The sequence below is a fragment of the Providencia sp. PROV272 genome (genome assembly GCF_049901975.1).
GTDB lineage: Bacteria > Pseudomonadota > Gammaproteobacteria > Enterobacterales > Enterobacteriaceae > Providencia > Providencia stuartii.
The window spans coordinates 875,554-892,521 of sequence record NZ_CP096291.1; the positions used below are offsets into that span (position 1 = coordinate 875,554).

The window sequence follows — 16,968 nt, forward strand, 5'->3', positions numbered from 1 at the left end:
AATTGGAGACAACATGCAAGTGAGATATAGCCTTGGGTATACTGATCCTAAAATCGTTAATCACGCTTTCGCGCTTCGCCAACAAGTTTTTACCCATGAACAAGGCTTTCCTGCTGAAATCGATGTAGATGTATATGATGATGATGCATTACATGTGGTGCTATACCTAGAAAATAGCCCTGTTGCTGTACTACGTTGTATTTTACAAGCCGACAAAGTGATAAAAGTGGGCAGAGTCGCGGTACTTAAACAATATCGAGGCAAAGGCTTTGGACGTAAGTTAATGAAATTTGTTGAGCAGTACGCTATCGAGAACCAATTTCATGCTGTAGGACTATCTGCACAACATACCGCAATCGCCTTTTACGAAACATTAGGCTATCACACACAAGGCGAAATGTATGACGAAGATGGTATGGATCATATCTATATGGTTCTACCGTTAATTTAAGTTCTAACGCCTTGAATTTTCCATATCACCCCTTATGATCAATAAAGTGATGCTTTTTTGTACGAGGTGATTATGGCAAATGGTTGGGCTAACGAAAATGCGGTTCAAGAACAAATTGATGCCACTCTTGATGACGCTATCGCTAAGGCTCGCAGTCAACTCCATTCAGGCGAAAGTGCTGAATACTGTGTTGAATGTGGTGAGCCTATTCCTCTCGCCCGCCGCAAGGCACTCCCTGGCGTACAGCTCTGTATCACTTGCCAAAATGCCGCCGATCAAAAAAGTGCCACATTTAGTGGTTATAATCGCCGAGGGAGTAAAGATAGTCAGTTACGGTGAATATGCCCTATTCCTAAATAACACCGAAACTCTACCAATATTTATTTCTACCTAAAATCCGAATATTAATGTTAATTTAATTAACCTTTCTAAGCTTTTTATCTAACTTTTTGTTAAATAGTTAAAAAGATAACAACAATGATAGTTAATAATGTGATTTATAAGGCTATATTTTTATGAAAACATAGAGGTTTTTCCTGTTTATTTGAAACCAGTCTCGATATATGGCAATATATCCGCCGGTTTTTTCGCAAATGGAGTAATAACAGCTAAAAAAACATTTGATAGCAACGGGCGCAATAACCGTTTTTATCGCTATCTCTGCAAACTGTTTCATTATTGTTCTTTCTACTGTTTCCCCACTGGGAACCCTTTCGCAATTTCATTGTTTCATTAAGAAGGACTGCGCGTTGCATACCCAACAGATTATTGGTATGTCAAAAATAAAATAAATCAAAGAAGGTTGTTATGAGTCAAAACGATACTGATTCTAAAAAAAATCGCTCAAAAATTAGTCCCCCGGTATTTTATACCTCTGCACTTGTGATTATGGTTATTGTTGGTTTTGCCGCCATCATGCCTGAAGTAGCAGAATCTCATCTAAGTCATCTTCAACAAAACCTATTCAATAATGCTAGCTGGTTCTATATTCTAGCCGTCGCTATCATTCTTTTGAGTGTGACTTATCTGGGACTCTCTCGTTATGGACAGATAAAACTCGGCCCCGATCACGCACAACCTAATTTTAGCTATGTGTCTTGGTTTGCCATGCTGTTTTCCGCAGGTATGGGGATAGGGTTAATGTTCTTTGGTGTTGCAGAGCCTGTAATGCACTACCTCAACCCACCAGTCGGTGATCCGCAAACGGTTGAAGCCGCGAAAGAGGCAATGCGTTTGACCTTCTTCCATTGGGGCTTACACGCTTGGGCGATTTACGCCATTGTGGCGCTGATTTTAGCCTTTTTTAGCTACCGCCATGGGTTACCGCTGACCCTCCGCTCCGCACTGTATCCTATTATTGGTGATCGTATTTATGGCCCTATTGGCCACTTTGTCGATATTTTCGCGGTTGTCGGTACTGTTTTTGGGGTTGCGACATCATTAGGCTTTGGCGTATTGCAGGTTAATGCAGGGATGAATCACCTGTTTGGTCTGCCTGTTAGCCCAACCGTACAAGTTATTCTGATCGTTGTCTTTACTGGCCTTGCGACGCTGTCTGTGGTTTCAGGCCTAGATAAAGGGATCCGCATTCTTTCTGAATTAAACTTAGGTTTAGCCTTTATATTGATGCTGCTGGTGTTGATCTTAGGACCAACCGTTTTATTACTGAAATCATTTGTTGAAAACACAGGTGGTTATCTATCCGAGATAGTCAACAAAACCTTTAACTTGTATGCCTATGAGCCTAAATCCAGTGATTGGTTAGGTGGTTGGACATTACTTTATTGGGGTTGGTGGCTCTCTTGGTCGCCATTTGTTGGGATGTTTATCGCGCGAATTTCACGTGGACGTACTATTCGTGAGTTCGTCACCGGCGTTCTATTTGTTCCTGCTGGCTTTACCTTGATGTGGATGACGTTCTTCGGTAATTCCGCCATTAACCTGATTAAAAACCAAGATGCCGTTAAACTGGCAGAAACAGTGCAATCAGATGTTTCACTCGCCCTGTTTGAATTTTTAACCTATTTCCCTTTCTCTACCGTACTGTCATTTTTTGCTATGCTGATGGTGGTCGTCTTCTTTGTCACTTCGGCTGACTCTGGGGCAATGGTTGTTGATACTTTAGCATCGGGTGGTGATTCAAATACCCCAGTTTGGCAGCGTATTTTCTGGGCTGGCTTAATGGGTATCGTTGCTATCACATTATTACTTGCAGGTGGCTTACAAGCACTACAAACCTTAACTATTGCCAGCGCCTTACCGTTTGCGATGGTACTATTAGCAGCAATTTATGGCTTATTTAAAGCATTGCGTATTGATGCTTATAAACGTGATAGCCAACAATTAGCCACAATTGCTCCGACAGCGAGCCGCAATCCAATTCCATGGCAACGACGCTTACGTAATATCGCGTATTTCCCAAAACGTAACCAAGTAAAACGTTTTCTCGGTGAGGTTGTTCATCCATCGATGGAAATGGTCTCAGAGGAGCTTGAGAAGCAGAATACGACTTGCCATATCTATAATGATAAAGATGATAGGATTGGCTTCGAGGTCGATTTAGGTGAGGATATGAACTTCCTATACGAAGTTCGCTTGCGCTACTATGTCCAACCTTCTTTTGCCCTTTCTGGCATGGGAACAGAGAGCGATGATGAAAAAAGCGAAGAGCAGAAATATTATCGTGCAGAGGTTCACCTTAAAGAAGGTGGGCAAGACTATGATGTTATGGGCTGGACCAAAGAACAGGTCATCCATGATATTCTCGACCAGTACGAGAAACATATTCACTTCCTACATCTACTAGGTAAGTAAACAACAAAAAGCCCCCTAATCAGAATGTTGCTGATTAGGGGGCAATTTATTTATTGCCCACGACATGCGAAATTCGCCCTAAGCGCTCTCTTTTTTATCCGCAATATGGCTGTAATCAGGACTTTCTAAAGCAATTAATTCATCCAGCAGTGCGGTTAATTGTTGCATTTTCTCCTGAGAAAATGCCTGCTCAATTTTTTGATAGCCCTCTTCCACTTCTTGACGTGCTTTATCGTACAATGTTTGACCACTAGGCGTCAGAGAAACATAGAGCTTACGCTGATCATTGAGTGGCTTTAAGCGAAAAATTAACCCTTCCCGCTCCATACGAGTCAAAATCCCTGTCAAACTTGGACGAAGAATACAGGTTTGAACTGATAACTCATGGAAATCAATAGAGCGTTTATCGGCAAGTACTCGGATAATACGCCATTGCTGTTCAGTCAAATTGTATGACTTTAAAATAGGGCGAAAGAACCCCATTGCGGTCTCTCTTGCCTGTAATAATGCAATTGTCAATGATTCATGCATAAGTTTAAAACTCACCACTCTAAAATGTTTATTTAATACCAATTAAATTGGTATTACACAATCTATTGCGCCTTTACACCGCAAATTTACCCTTAGTGATAGCCTATTCTATCCACTTAAAACCAAGGTTAGCACGGTAAAATAACAATCACAAAGAAAAACCCCAAAATATTAATGAGTAAACAATTCAACAGCAAACCAAAAAGTTAATAAAAAGTTACAATAAAAATTCAAAAAAAATATCAAAATACTGAATATCAATAGGTTACATAAAAACCTTCTGAATATGTTAAAGAGATCACAATTAAAATTAACAATTTCTCTAGCCTATTGCCAATTACCACTTTATACATTATTAATATATTAACAATCATTCGAAATCATCGTTTTCCTAATAAGGAGTTGTCAATGAAAGGCACTGTATTTGCCGTTGCCCTCAATCATCAAAGCCAAGTGGCTCACTGGCATGAGGCATTCGGGCAAGCCCCTTATAAAACCCCACCAAAAACACCTGTGTGGTTTATAAAGCCGCGTAATACTCGGATCAATTCAGGGGAGCCTATTTTGCACCCTGCCGGTGAAGTGGTGCAAAGTGGTGCAACGCTAGCACTGGTTATTGGTAAAGATGCACGTAAAGTCAGCCAGTCAGAAGCCAAAAATTATATTGCGGGCTTTGCATTAGCAAATGAAGTCAGCCTACCTGAAGACTCATTTTATCGTCCTGCTATCAAAGCAAAATGCTGTGATAGTTTCTGCCCTATTGGGGAAATGGTTGAAACAACATTAACTGCCCCTGTCGACATTATCACCCTCATCAATGGTAAAGAAGCTGACCGTTGGTCTACAAAAGATCTGGTTCGTGATGCCAGTGAGTTAGTTGCCGCACTCAGTGAATTTGCCACGTTAAAAGCGGGTGATGTGATACTGATGGGCACGCCTCATCAACGCGTCACCATTCAGCCTGGTGATGAAGTCACTGTTCAAGCAGAAGGCTTTCCGAGCCTAAGCAATAACGTTGTTGTGGCAGGAGGACAATAATGAAACACGCAAAAATTCGTTACCAAGGTACTGAGTATTCCGTTACGGTTGGTGAAAACGAGCAAATCACATTACCAAATGGCCAAGTTATTGCAGGCGATGATGCTAATGTTGAATGGTTACCTCCTGTTAGAGGCACACTGTTCGCACTGGGCTTAAATTATGCCGACCATGCTACTGAACTTGATTTCAAGCCACCTGAAGAGCCTCTGATTTTTATCAAAGCAGATAACACATTAACAGGCCATCGCCAAGTTTCGGTGCGCCCCGATAATGTTGACTATATGCATTATGAGTCAGAGCTTGTTGTGGTCATTGGTAAAGCGGCATACAAAGTATCACAAGAAGATGCGATGGATTATGTTGCAGGCTACACCGTATGTAATGATTATGCGATCCGTGACTATTTAGAAAATTACTATCGCCCCAACCTGCGTGTTAAAAGCCGTGACACTTTAACGCCTATCGGTCCATGGGTTATCGATAAAGATCAGGTTAAAGATCCCCATAACCTTGCGCTATATACCTATGTAAACGGTGAGTTGCGCCAGAAAGGAACCACTGCTGATCTCATTTTCAATATCCCATTTTTAATTTCCTATCTCAGTGATTTTATGACACTGCAACCGGGTGACATGATCGCAACAGGAACACCAAAAGGCCTTTCTGATGTCGTACCTGGTGATGAAGTGATCGTTGAAGTTGAGGGTGTAGGCCGGCTGATTAACTATATTGTCAGCGAAAAAGAATATGAGGAACGAGTGTAATGACTAAGATTAACCATTGGATCAATGGCAAAAATGTTGCCAGCAAAGAATATTTCCAAACCACCAACCCTGCAACAGGTGAAGTACTCGCTGAAGTGGCTTCTGGTGGTCAAGATGAAATAAATCAAGCCGTTGCGGCAGCCAAAGAGGCATTCCCTAAATGGGCTAATACGCCAATGAAAGAGCGTGCTCGTTTGATGCGCCGTCTTGGTGAATTGATCGACCAAAACGTACCTGAAATTGCAGAAATGGAAACTAAGGATACAGGTTTGCCAATTCATCAAACCAAAAATGTGTTGATCCCTCGTGCTTCACATAACTTTGAGTTTTTTGCCGAAGTCTGCCAACAGATGAATGGTCGTACCTACCCTGTTGACGACAAAATGATGAACTACACCCTAATCCAACCTGTTGGTGTCTGTGCACTGATCTCCCCTTGGAACGTGCCATTCATGACGGCAACATGGAAAACAGCACCTTGTTTAGCCCTAGGTAACACCGCTGTTTTAAAAATGTCTGAACTGTCACCATTATCAGCAAACCGTTTAGGTGAGCTGGCATTAGAAGCGGGGATCCCTGCTGGCGTACTTAACGTTGTGCAAGGTTACGGCAGCACAGCAGGTGACGCTCTAGTCAAACACCATGACGTTCGTGCCGTTTCCTTTACTGGTGGAACAGCAACAGGCCGCGTGATCATGCAAAACGCGGGTCTGAAAAAATATTCGATGGAACTTGGCGGCAAATCCCCTGTTCTGATATTTGAAGATGCCGATATCGAACGTGCATTAGATGCGGCTCTGTTTACCATTTTCTCAATTAATGGTGAACGTTGTACTGCCGGTTCTCGTATTTTCATCCAAGAAAGTATCTACCCTGAATTTGTTAAGCGCTTCGCTGAGCGCGCTAATCGCCTAATTGTCGGCGACCCAACGGATCCAAAAACACAAGTTGGTGCACTGATCAGTGAACAGCATTGGAACAAGGTATCCGGCTATATTCGCCTTGGTGTAGAAGAAGGGGCAACATTACTGGCTGGTGGCCCAGACAAGCCAACCGACCTACCTGCACATCTGAAAAATGGTAACTTCTTACGCCCGACCGTATTAGCAGATGTCGATAACCGTATGCGTGTTGCGCAAGAAGAGATCTTTGGGCCAGTTGCCTGCTTGATCCCATTCAAGTCAGAAGAAGATGGCCTACGTATGGCAAATGATGTTGAGTATGGTCTCGCATCTTATATTTGGACACAAGATGTCAGCAAGATCCTCCGCTTATCACGCAACATTGAAGCCGGTATGGTGTTTGTTAATACACAAAACGTACGTGATTTACGTCAACCATTTGGTGGCGTTAAAGCCTCTGGTGTTGGTCGTGAAGGCGGTGAATATAGCTTTGAAGTTTTTGCAGAAATGAAGAACGTTTGTATTTCCTTCGGGGATCACAACATTCCTCGTTGGGGTGTTTAATTTATTGAGATATTTAGTTTATTGGAAATTCAATAATAAATATTTAATCTAACTTATGCCCTAAATAATTCGGGCTGTAGCGAAAAATCACTCACACGCTACAGCTCGAAATATCACGGGGGAGGTAAAAACTTATGGGTAAATTAGCACTTGCGGCAAAAATAACGCATGTTCCATCCATGTACTTGTCAGAATTACCCGGCAAACATCATGGCTGCCGCCAATCCGCCATTGACGGTCATAAAGAGATCAGCCGCCGCTGCCGCGAACTTGGTGTTGATACTATTATTGTTTTTGATACTCACTGGTTAGTTAACAGTGCATATCACATCAACTGTGCCGATCACTTTAAAGGGATCTATACGAGTAACGAACTCCCTCATTTTATTCGTGATATGGAATATGAATATGATGGTAACTCCGAGCTTGGTCGCATGATCGGTGAAGAAGCCCGTAAACTTGGCGTTCGTGCTCAATCCCACGAAATCCCAAGCCTAACGTTAGAATATGCCACCTTAGTTCCTATGCGCTATATGAATAGTGATCGCCACTTTAAAGTGATCTCTATTTCTGCATTTTGCACCTCTCACAGTTTTGAAGACAGCCGTAAATTAGGCGAAGCCGTACTCACAGCCATCGAAAAATATGATGGCACGGTTGCCGTACTCGCGAGTGGCTCATTATCGCATCGCTTTATTGATGACCATCGTGCAGAAGAAGGGATGAACAATTATACCCGTGAATTTGATGAGCAAATGGATAAGCGTGTCGTCAAATTGTGGCGTGAAGGCCGTTTTAGTGAGTTCTGTAAGATGCTACCGGAATACGCCGACTACTGTTATGGCGAAGGTCATATGCACGATACGGTGATGCTATTAGGCATGCTAGGTTGGGATAAATATGCAGAAAAAGTTGAAGTGCTGACCGATTTGTTCGCCAGTTCAGGTACCGGACAAATTAACGCTATTTTCCCGTTGCCAAGCTATATCACCGATAAACAAAAAGTCAGTGCGTAAGGAGTCGTCATGCCGCATTTTATTGCTGAGTGTACCGACAATATCCGTGAACAAGCGAATTTGCCTGAGCTATTTTCTAAGGTAAATAGTGCATTAGCAGGAACTGGTATTTTTCCTTTAGGCGGCATTCGTAGCCGTGCTATTTGGTTAGATACTTGGCAGATGGCTGATGGTAAACATGATTACGCCTTTGTCCATATGACACTCAAAATTGGTTCAGGGCGTTCTCTTGAAGATCGTCAAAAAACAGGTGAGATGCTCTTTACCCTCATCAAAGAACACTTTGCTCAGTTAATGAGTGATAGGTATCTCGCTCTATCATTTACCATGGAAGAGCTTGATCCCGTGTTGAATTACAAACAAAACAATGTTCACGCTTTATTTAAATAAGGAAGCCTGATGCCGACGCCATTCGATAAACAGATCCCTCGCTACTTGATCCCATTATTAGGGTCACTGGTTGCATTTGGGCCATTATCGATAGATATGTATCTGCCTGCTCTGCCGCAAATGGGAAATGACCTCCAGGCGAGCCAAGGGCAGATGCAGTATACACTCGGCGCATTCTTTGCTGGCTTCTGTATTGGCATGTTGTTTTATGGGCCACTCAGCGACATTCTTGGTCGCCGTAAGATGCTGTTAAGTGGCCTAACTATTTTTACGCTCGCAAGTTTACTGTGCGCGCAAGCCTCTTCGGCTGACGCATTAATTGCTTTTCGTGCGTTACAAGCCTTCGGTAGTGGAGCCGCCATTGTCATGGCACGAGCCATTGCTCGAGACGTTTACCCAACAGGTGAACTGCCTAAAGTTTTATCTTTGATGACGTTAGTCACTATGATAGCGCCCTTACTGGCTCCCCTACTCGGTGGCTTTTTATTAATTCACTTTCAGTGGCAAGCGATCTTCTATCTTCTTGCACTGATAGGTCTTTGTTCTGCAAGTTGTATTTTCTTCTTGCTTCCTGAAACCTTGACACCGCAGAAAGAATCTAAAAATTTACTCAGTGTCGCGTTTCAAAATTACGCTCAAGTTTTAAGCGATAGAGAAGCACTGAGTATTATCGGTACGATGGCATTCTCTTTTGCGGGTATGTTTGCCTTTATCAGCGGCTCTCCCTTTGTTTATATCAACTATTTTGGCGTATCGGAGCAGCACTACGGTTTATTATTCGGCTGTAATATTCTCGGGATGATAGTGGTATTACTACTGAATGTCAGACTGCTCAAAGTATACAGTTTAACTCGCATACTCTGCCTACAAAGTGGTGCGCAATTACTGTTTGGGCTATTACTACTCATTTTCTACCAGCAAAGCCTGCCTATTATTGTTATTCTGGTGGTGCTGTTTTTATCGATGGTCAATGCTATCGGTACAAATAGCTTATCACTGTTATTGCAGCATCGAGGAAAAATTGCCGGTAGCGCCAGTGCGCTTGCTATTTCGATTCAATTTGCATTGGCGGCGCTGGCAAGTGTTGCAGTTTCTGTACTACAGGATGAATCCCCATTTGCTATGGCACTGGTTATGGCTGTCTGTGCCGGATTAAGTTTCACAAGCCAACGTTTCTCGGCTAAAAATGTCCGCTCACAGTTAGTCTCAGTGCCTTCGGAGAAAAAAGAAAAATGAGTATCAATGTCAATTCTACCTTATTCCGCCAGCAGGCTTATATCAACGGTCAATGGGTTAACGCCAACGACAATAGTCAATTCGATGTCACTAACCCTGCGAACGGTGAAGTCATTGCAAAAGTCAGTAATGTAGGTGCAGCACAAACCCAACAAGCGATTGATGCTGCGGAAAAAGCCCTACCCGCTTGGCGTGCTAAAAGTGCCAAAGAGCGTAGCCAAATTCTTAATAAGTGGTTCCAATTGATGATGGAAAACCAAAAAGAGCTTGCAGAGCTACTCAGTTGGGAGCAAGGCAAATCCATCACAGAATCAATGGGTGAAATCGCCTATGGTGCAAGCTTTATTGAGTGGTTTGCCGAGGAAGGTAAACGCGTTTATGGCGAAACAATCCCATCTCCACTTCCTGGTCGCCGCTTAGTGACGATTAAACAGCCTGTGGGTGTGGTCGCTGCGATTACGCCATGGAACTTCCCAAATGCCATGATCACCCGTAAGGTTGGCCCAGCACTGGCGGCAGGATGTACGATGGTACTGAAACCTGCGGCTGAGACCCCATTATCAGCATTAGCACTAGCAGCATTAGGTGAAGAAGCTGGTATCCCAGCAGGGGTGTTCAACATCGTGCCAGGTACAGATGCAAAAGCCATTGGTGGTGTACTCACATCAAGTCCTGTTGTTCGTAAACTGACTTTCACTGGCTCCACACGCGTTGGCAAATTACTGATGGCGCAATGTGCCGATACAGTGAAAAAGCTATCATTGGAGCTCGGTGGCAATGCGCCTTTTATCGTGTTTGACGATGCCGACCTTGATGCCGCCGTACAGGGCGCATTAGCGGCTAAATTCCGCAACAGCGGGCAAACCTGTGTTTGTGCTAACCGTATTTTAGTTCAAGAAGGCGTCTATGATGAATTTGCTAAACGCTTAGCAAAAGCAGTCACTGAGCTAAAAATCGGCCCAGCAACTCAAGCCGATTCACAACAAGGCCCTCTGATTAACCAAGCTGCGGTTGATAAAGTCACCGAGCATATTGCAGATGCGGTTTCTAAAGGCGCACGCGTACTGGCAGGCGGTAAACCTGCTTCATTAGGCGGATTGTTCTTCGAGCCAACCGTATTAGCAGACGTCACTGAATCTATGATCGTCGCCAAAGAAGAGACTTTTGGTCCATTGGCGCCTCTGTTTAAGTTCCGCGATGAACAAGAAGCCATTGATTTAGCAAATGATACCGAATTTGGTCTGGCTTCCTATTTCTATTCTAGAGATATCGGCCGCATCTACCGTGTTGCAGAAGCACTCGAAAGCGGCATGGTCGGTATCAATGAAGGCATTATCTCAAATGAAGTTGCCCCATTTGGTGGCATTAAGCAGTCAGGGCTGGGGCGTGAAGGTTCACGTTACGGAATTGAAGACTATCTGGAAGTGAAATATCTCTGCTTCGGTGGGCTATCTACAAACTAATTTGACCTTTACAGATTAGCGCACTGCCATCTGGCAGTGCGGGTTAGAAAGCGCCCAACGTTTCTTGCGTGATAAGCAGAGTTCAACAGGAGCAATACTCGCATGTTACAAAAAGATGTCATATCGCAAGTTGCACAGCGCCTTAATCAGGCCGAGAAAACACGTGAACAGATCCGTCAGATTTCATTGGATCATCCACAAATCACCATTGAAGACGCATACGCTATTCAACGTGAATGGGTTGGCCTAAAAATCGCTGAAGGTCGTTCACTGAAAGGCCATAAAATTGGCTTAACATCGAAAGCTATGCAGGCTAGTTCTCAAATTGATGAACCTGACTACGGTGCACTTCTCGACGATATGTTTTTTGACGATGGTTGTGAAATTCCAACAGATCGTTTTATCGTTCCACGTATTGAAGTTGAGCTAGCATTTGTTTTAGCAAAACCCTTAAGTGGCCCAAACTGCACCCTGTTTGATGTTTATAACGCAACTGATTATGTCATACCGGCACTTGAGCTTATTGATGCCCGTTGCCACGGTATTGATCCTGAAACAAAGCGCCCACGCAAAGTATTCGATACCATTTCAGATAATGCGGCGAATGCGGCGGTGATCTTAGGGGGGAGACCAATCAAACCTCGCGACCTTGATTTACGATGGATCAGTGCATTGCTGTACCGTAACGGTGTTATTGAAGAGTCTGGCGTCGCGGCTGCGGTACTTAACCACCCTGCAAACGGGGTTGCTTGGCTGGCAAATAAACTCGCGCCACACAACGTCCAACTAGAAGCTGGCCAAATCATTTTAGGTGGCTCATTTACTCGACCGGTTCCTGCTCGTAAAGGGGATGTATTTCATGTGGACTACGGCGTGATGGGTTCCGTTAGTTGCCGCTTCGTATAAGGAGATCATCGTGGATATCCTACAAAATAAATTTAAACATGCACTAAAAGAAGGTCGACCACAAATCGGTTTATGGCTGGGGCTATGCAGCTCATATAGTGCTGAATTGGTGGCTGGAGCAGGTTTTGACTGGCTACTGATTGATGGTGAACACGCTCCTAATAATGTACAAACAATATTAACTCAATTACAGGCAATCGCACCTTATCCATCGCAGCCGGTTGTACGTCCACCTTGGAATGATCCTGTCATTATTAAACAGTTATTGGATATTGGGGCACAAACATTATTACTGCCTATGGTGCAAAATGCAGAGCAAGCACAGCAAGCTGTTCGCGCCACACGCTACCCTCCGGCGGGGATCCGCGGTGTGGGGAGCGCTCTAGCACGTGCATCACGTTGGAATCGTATTCCTAATTATCTGCAACGGGCCAATGATGAGATGTGTGTCATTGTGCAAGTCGAAACCCGTGAAGCTATCAATAATCTTTCGGAAATATTACAAGTCGAAGGGATCGATGGCGTCTTTATTGGGCCAGCTGATCTCAGTGCAGACATGGACTATTCAGGTAATCCAAATCATCCCGAAGTGAAGGCAGTCATCGAAAAGGCTATTGTCCAAATTCGTGCAGCGGGTATTGCCCCTGGTATTTTAATGGCAGCGCCAGACGTCGCTGAACATTATTTAAAATTAGGTGCACTATTTGTTGCGGTTGGTGTGGATACAACATTGCTAGCGCGTAGCGCAGAAGCATTAGCGGCTCGCTTTGGCAATACCGTTTCTGAAGTGACATCTAACACACCCAGTGTGTATTAGTGATTTGCAATACAGTAGTAAACACCCAAAGCCATTAAGATAACTCGATCTTTCGGTTGTAAATACTTCGAGTTTGTCTCTAAGCGCTAAGCAAAAATCGCCGAGGAGCATGGATTATTGTGTGACTCGGATAGATGAGCAAGAGCGAATAATGAAACAACTTGGAATATGGCAAACCAATTACCCTACAAATATCAATCTGGTGGCTAAGGGAAAACAACATTAACAACCCTGTACCTACGGGGCAGACATGTTATATGGCTGCCTAAGAGCTTTTTGTACCCATAATAGCATTAAATGCATATAAATGAGGGAATTACAAAATGAGCAATTTATCCAATGTTGCTGAAAAAAATCCTGCTGAACAGCATAAAAATTTAACTGAACCACAACAACGCGTAATTAAAAAATTATTTCGCCGCCTAATTGTCTTTTTATTTGTATTATTTGTTTTTTCTTTCCTTGACCGCATTAATATCGGTTTTGCGGGTCTGACTATGGGGAAAGACATTGGTCTGACATCAACGATGTTTGGCCTTGCTGCCACACTATTTTATGCAACCTATGTTATTTTTGGGATACCTAGCAATATTATGTTGGGTATTGTGGGCGCCCGCCGTTGGATTGCCACCATCATGGTACTGTGGGGCATCGCCTCAACAGCCACAATGTTCGCAACAGGCCCGACAAGCCTCTATATTTTGCGGATGCTAGTCGGCGTCGCCGAAGCTGGCTTTTTACCGGGTATCCTAGTTTATTTAACTTACTGGTTTCCTGCTTATTTCCGCGCCCGTGCTAACGCTTTATTTATGGTGGCCATGCCTGTCACAATGGCATTTGGTTCCCTAGCATCGGGTTACATCCTCGAAATGGATGGTATTTTAAACCTAAAAGGCTGGCAGTGGCTGTTCCTGCTGGAAGGTTTCCCTTCCGTGATCTTAGGCGTGCTGGTCTGGTTCTACCTTGATGATTCGCCAGATAAAGCAAAATGGCTAACGAAAGAAGACAAAGAGAGTCTTCAAGAAATGATGGAGCAAGATAAGTTAGAATTGGTTCAGCCGCACGGTTCGAAAAGCCATACGGCATTACAGAATACTAGCTTATGGAAAGAGATTTTTACCCCTGTGGTCTTAATGTATACCGTGGCCTATTTCTGCCTGACCAATACGCTCAGTGCCATTAATATCTGGACGCCACAAATTATGCAGAGCTTTAATGAAGGCAGTAGTAACGCCATGATAGGCCTACTGACGGCTATCCCTCAGTTCTGTACTATACTTGGTATGGTGTATTGGAGCCGGCGTTCTGACAGATTACAAGAACGTAAAATGCACACCGCACTCCCCTACCTATTTGCAGCGGCAGGTTGGGTATTAGCGGCACTGACACATCATCCTGTCATCCAATTAATTGGTATCATTATGGCATCGACAGGTTCATTTACCGCAATGGCTGTATTCTGGACCACGCCAGACCAATCCATCAGTTTACGTGCTCGTGCTGTTGGTATTGCTGTTATCAACGCAACAGGTAATATTGGTTCAGCGGTCAGCCCACTACTGATTGGTTGGCTAAAAGACCAAACAGGTAGCTTCAATTCAGGGCTGTACTTTGTCGCTGGGTTGTTGGTCGTTGGGGCGCTATTAGTCGCATTTATCCCCATGAAAAGCTCACGTCCTAGAGCAACACCGTAATATTCAAAGATAACAAAATAGTCGAGCCGCAATCCTCTGTATTGCGGCTCGAAACCAACAGAGTAAAGGGAGAATGTGGTGTCATCATTAATAACCAATATTGATATCAGTAAAGATTATGATGAAACACAAGGGAATGATGATGTTCATTACCAAACATTCGGTAATATGGCCGCCTTTTTTGGCCGTGATATGCAAGCACATCGACATGATGGCTTTTTTCAGTTGCACTACCTTGAAACAGGTCATATCACATTACAACTTGATGACCTACGTTATTCAGTCCAAGCCCCTTTATTTATTCTAACGCCGCCTTCTGTTCCTCATGCCTTTTTTACTCAAGAAGATACAGATGGGCACGTGCTGACCGTTCGCCAAGATTTAATCATCCCTTTATTAGAATCACTTTACCCTGCTAACCCTGATTTAGTCTCTATTCCTGCGATTTGTTTGTCTGTTGCTGATAAACCCGATGACCTTGAAACTTTTAATCACTATTGGGCACTAATGGCTCGCGAATCGGCCAATAGCTACGCCGGACGCGATCAGGTATTATCCTCTTTAGCTCAAGCGCTATTTACTTTCCTATTACGCTCAATTCCCCTTGATGACCACCCAGTTAGTGGTGTAAGAGGAGAACATCGCCTATTCCAACGTTTTAACCAGCTTATTGATTCACACTACCATGAGCACCTTTCTGTTCCCGAATATGCAGACAAACTGGGTGTTACCGAATCTCGACTCAAAGATATGTGCCGACGTTTCGCTAACCGTCCACCCAAGCGCCTGATTTTTGACCGCATATTACGAGAAGCGAAACGTATGCTATTGTTTTGTGACAGCCCTGTATCAGAAATAGCCTACCAACTTGGATTTAAAGATCCGGCTTACTTTGCACGCTTCTTTAACCGTTTAGTTGGAGATTCCCCTAGCCAATGGCGAGATAAAAATATCCACTAATCTATGATAGTTAAACTTAATCATGACACGTGGTTATTGAAAATTTTAACGCTGTCTATTAACGCGTTTCTCTGCTATTTATCGCAATAACCATAATAAAAATGTTTAATAAACTGCTTTATTTATAAATTGTTCATTACTAATATCTATAAGTAATAATCAATGCGTATTTTCTATTTTTCATTGTCATTTTTATTTATTAATAATACGCGAATTCAGATAATAAGTGCAACGCTCGGTCATGTTAGATGGAAGGACGGTTAGCTACTGATAAGCTATCCTGCTCTTCCGACCAAAGATGAGCGAGTAAGTATGAAGTATCAGCAACTAACCGAAGGACAACGATACCAGATATCGATACTGCGTGAGGATAATTTATCCTGCCATGAGATAGGTATCCGTATCGGTGTAAGCAAGTCCACGGTCTCCCGTGAACTGAGGCGTAACACTTCAGATACTGGTTATAACCCACAACAGGCACACCAGAAGTGCTGTGATAGGCGGCTGTCATCTGCCAAAAGGACAATTCCTCAGCAGACCATAGATTTCGTGATATTTGCTCTGGAGTGGAAGTGGAGTCCTGAGCAAATAAGTGCAATTGGCAGCATTATTGGTCTTAGCGTCAGCCATGAATGGATTTACCAGTATATCTATGCGGATAAGCGTAGCGGTGGCGAGTTGTACAGGCATCTTAGGCAGGGCAAACGGCGATATCGTAAGGGCTACGGGCAGAAACGAGGGCGCATCCCTGATGCGGTATCCATTGAGCTACGGCCGTCAGTCGTCGATGACCGTAGCCGTCTGGGGGACTGGGAGGCCGATTTGGTGCAGGGTAAACAGGGCACTGGTGCTATCGTGACACTGGCAGAACGCAAAAGCCGTATTTACCTGACAAAAAAGGTGTTTTCAAAGGATGCGGTGGAAGTCAGTAAGGCCATTATCTCACTGCTGAGTGAGTATCAGGATGTATGTCACACAATAACGTTCGATAACGGTCTAGAGTTTAGTGAGCACAAGGCGATAGCAGAAGCACTGAACGCAGATACGTACTTTGCCCATCCGTATGCCTCGCATGAGCGTGGGCTGAACGAGAATACGAATGGGTTGTTAAGACAGTTTATCCCGAAAGGAACAGACCTGCGGACAGTGACAGAAGAAGACTTACAACGCTATCAGGGAGCGTTGAACAGCAGGCCACGCAAGTGTCTGGGGTTCAGACAACCTTCGGTGGTGTTTGCGGAGCTAAGAAAGGCGGCTTAGCGTTGCACTTCGGACTTGAATCCGCCATAACTATTAAAATGAAATAAATTAACAATTACTATTTATTCAAATTTCACAATTACATCATATTTTAAAATTAAATCAGGATGTTATATAACGTATCTCTATAGATTATTTACATATTAATCAATTAGGTAT

General features: G+C 43.6%; 16 protein-coding genes. 15 read left to right on the forward strand and 1 reads right to left on the reverse strand.

Features of this window, described 5'->3' with window-relative positions; genetic code table 11:
- Window positions 1–13 precede the first annotated feature (13 nt).
- The 3 genes from M1E93_RS03895 (at window position 14) to M1E93_RS03905 (ending at window position 3,265) form a co-directional block, all read left to right on the forward strand.
- Window positions 14–451 (forward strand): GNAT family N-acetyltransferase, encoded by a 438-nt coding sequence (locus tag M1E93_RS03895; protein WP_004927383.1) that lies wholly within the window; start codon window positions 14–16, stop codon window positions 449–451.
- A 72-nt stretch (window positions 452–523) separates the two neighbouring features.
- Window positions 524–790: a DksA/TraR family C4-type zinc finger protein gene (locus M1E93_RS03900; RefSeq protein WP_004927380.1), complete on the forward strand. Its 267-nt coding sequence runs from the start codon at window positions 524–526 to the stop codon at window positions 788–790.
- Between the two features lie 468 nt (window positions 791–1,258).
- Entirely contained in the window at window positions 1,259–3,265 is a 2,007-nt protein-coding gene (locus M1E93_RS03905; protein WP_072502503.1) for a BCCT family transporter, read from the forward strand.
- A gap of 78 nt (window positions 3,266–3,343) precedes the next feature.
- On the opposite strand, the gene hpaR is transcribed toward M1E93_RS03905, so the two are convergent.
- Window positions 3,344–3,796: a homoprotocatechuate degradation operon regulator HpaR gene (gene hpaR, locus M1E93_RS03910; protein WP_004927374.1), complete on the reverse strand. Its 453-nt coding sequence runs from the start codon at window positions 3,794–3,796 to the stop codon at window positions 3,344–3,346.
- Window positions 3,797–4,204: 408 nt separating this feature from the next.
- On the opposite strand from hpaR, the gene M1E93_RS03915 reads away from it, so the two are divergent.
- The 12 genes from M1E93_RS03915 (at window position 4,205) to M1E93_RS03970 (ending at window position 16,809) form a co-directional block, all read left to right on the forward strand.
- On the forward strand, window positions 4,205–4,834 hold the full coding sequence (locus M1E93_RS03915) for a fumarylacetoacetate hydrolase family protein (protein ID WP_004927370.1): 630 nt from the start codon (window positions 4,205–4,207) through the stop codon (window positions 4,832–4,834).
- The gene (locus tag M1E93_RS03920; RefSeq protein WP_004927367.1) at window positions 4,834–5,601 is read left to right on the forward strand and encodes a fumarylacetoacetate hydrolase family protein; all 768 of its coding nucleotides are present in this window, start codon (window positions 4,834–4,836) and stop codon (window positions 5,599–5,601) included. Before M1E93_RS03915 ends, M1E93_RS03920 begins: the two co-directional genes overlap by 1 nt.
- Window positions 5,601–7,067, forward strand: coding sequence for a 5-carboxymethyl-2-hydroxymuconate semialdehyde dehydrogenase (gene hpaE / locus M1E93_RS03925; protein ID WP_426207127.1), 1,467 nt, complete (start codon window positions 5,601–5,603; stop codon window positions 7,065–7,067). The genes M1E93_RS03920 and hpaE overlap by 1 nt, the downstream gene beginning before the upstream one ends.
- Window positions 7,068–7,201: 134 nt before the next feature.
- The gene (hpaD, locus tag M1E93_RS03930; protein ID WP_004927362.1) at window positions 7,202–8,083 is read left to right on the forward strand and encodes a 3,4-dihydroxyphenylacetate 2,3-dioxygenase; all 882 of its coding nucleotides are present in this window, start codon (window positions 7,202–7,204) and stop codon (window positions 8,081–8,083) included.
- 9 nt (window positions 8,084–8,092) lie between these two features.
- A complete protein-coding gene (locus M1E93_RS03935) occupies window positions 8,093–8,473 on the forward strand; it encodes a 5-carboxymethyl-2-hydroxymuconate Delta-isomerase (protein WP_004927358.1) in 381 nt (126 codons plus the stop codon).
- Window positions 8,474–8,482: 9 nt separating this feature from the next.
- Entirely contained in the window at window positions 8,483–9,709 is a 1,227-nt protein-coding gene (locus tag M1E93_RS03940; RefSeq protein ID WP_004927355.1) for a Bcr/CflA family multidrug efflux MFS transporter, read from the forward strand.
- A complete protein-coding gene (locus M1E93_RS03945; RefSeq protein ID WP_004927350.1) occupies window positions 9,706–11,172 on the forward strand; it encodes an NAD-dependent succinate-semialdehyde dehydrogenase in 1,467 nt (488 codons plus the stop codon). Before M1E93_RS03940 ends, M1E93_RS03945 begins: the two co-directional genes overlap by 4 nt.
- A gap of 102 nt (window positions 11,173–11,274) precedes the next feature.
- Window positions 11,275–12,078: a 2-oxo-hept-4-ene-1,7-dioate hydratase gene (gene hpaH / locus M1E93_RS03950; protein ID WP_004927346.1), complete on the forward strand. Its 804-nt coding sequence runs from the start codon at window positions 11,275–11,277 to the stop codon at window positions 12,076–12,078.
- A 10-nt stretch (window positions 12,079–12,088) separates the two neighbouring features.
- Window positions 12,089–12,895 (forward strand): 4-hydroxy-2-oxoheptanedioate aldolase, encoded by an 807-nt coding sequence (gene hpaI, locus M1E93_RS03955; protein ID WP_426207128.1) that lies wholly within the window; start codon window positions 12,089–12,091, stop codon window positions 12,893–12,895.
- A 323-nt stretch (window positions 12,896–13,218) separates the two neighbouring features.
- A complete protein-coding gene (hpaX, locus tag M1E93_RS03960) occupies window positions 13,219–14,589 on the forward strand; it encodes a 4-hydroxyphenylacetate permease (RefSeq protein ID WP_004927339.1) in 1,371 nt (456 codons plus the stop codon).
- A 75-nt stretch (window positions 14,590–14,664) separates the two neighbouring features.
- Window positions 14,665–15,549 carry a 4-hydroxyphenylacetate catabolism regulatory protein HpaA gene (hpaA, locus tag M1E93_RS03965; protein ID WP_004927338.1) on the forward strand — a complete coding sequence of 295 codons (885 nt, stop codon included), beginning with the start codon at window positions 14,665–14,667 and terminating at the stop codon, window positions 15,547–15,549.
- Window positions 15,550–15,861: 312 nt separating this feature from the next.
- The gene (locus tag M1E93_RS03970; RefSeq protein ID WP_140035165.1) at window positions 15,862–16,809 is read left to right on the forward strand and encodes an IS30 family transposase; all 948 of its coding nucleotides are present in this window, start codon (window positions 15,862–15,864) and stop codon (window positions 16,807–16,809) included.
- Window positions 16,810–16,968 lie beyond the last annotated feature (159 nt).

Bases quoted from the DNA above. Each gene is read 5' to 3' on its own strand.
- hpaX (WP_004927339.1), top strand. From the start codon at position 13,219: ATGAGCAATTTATCCAATGTTGCTGAAAAAAATCCTGCTGAACAGCAT.
- hpaR (WP_004927374.1), bottom strand. From the start codon at position 3,796: ATGCATGAATCATTGACAATTGCATTATTACAGGCAAGAGAGACCGCA.
- hpaH (WP_004927346.1), top strand. From the start codon at position 11,275: ATGTTACAAAAAGATGTCATATCGCAAGTTGCACAGCGCCTTAATCAG.
- M1E93_RS03920 (WP_004927367.1), top strand. From the start codon at position 4,834: ATGAAACACGCAAAAATTCGTTACCAAGGTACTGAGTATTCCGTTACG.
- M1E93_RS03970 (WP_140035165.1), top strand. From the start codon at position 15,862: ATGAAGTATCAGCAACTAACCGAAGGACAACGATACCAGATATCGATA.
- M1E93_RS03915 (WP_004927370.1), top strand. From the start codon at position 4,205: ATGAAAGGCACTGTATTTGCCGTTGCCCTCAATCATCAAAGCCAAGTG.
- hpaD (WP_004927362.1), top strand. From the start codon at position 7,202: ATGGGTAAATTAGCACTTGCGGCAAAAATAACGCATGTTCCATCCATG.
- M1E93_RS03940 (WP_004927355.1), top strand. From the start codon at position 8,483: ATGCCGACGCCATTCGATAAACAGATCCCTCGCTACTTGATCCCATTA.
- M1E93_RS03945 (WP_004927350.1), top strand. From the start codon at position 9,706: ATGAGTATCAATGTCAATTCTACCTTATTCCGCCAGCAGGCTTATATC.
- M1E93_RS03935 (WP_004927358.1), top strand. From the start codon at position 8,093: ATGCCGCATTTTATTGCTGAGTGTACCGACAATATCCGTGAACAAGCG.
- M1E93_RS03895 (WP_004927383.1), top strand. From the start codon at position 14: ATGCAAGTGAGATATAGCCTTGGGTATACTGATCCTAAAATCGTTAAT.
- M1E93_RS03905 (WP_072502503.1), top strand. From the start codon at position 1,259: ATGAGTCAAAACGATACTGATTCTAAAAAAAATCGCTCAAAAATTAGT.
- M1E93_RS03900 (WP_004927380.1), top strand. From the start codon at position 524: ATGGCAAATGGTTGGGCTAACGAAAATGCGGTTCAAGAACAAATTGAT.
- hpaE (WP_426207127.1), top strand. From the start codon at position 5,601: ATGACTAAGATTAACCATTGGATCAATGGCAAAAATGTTGCCAGCAAA.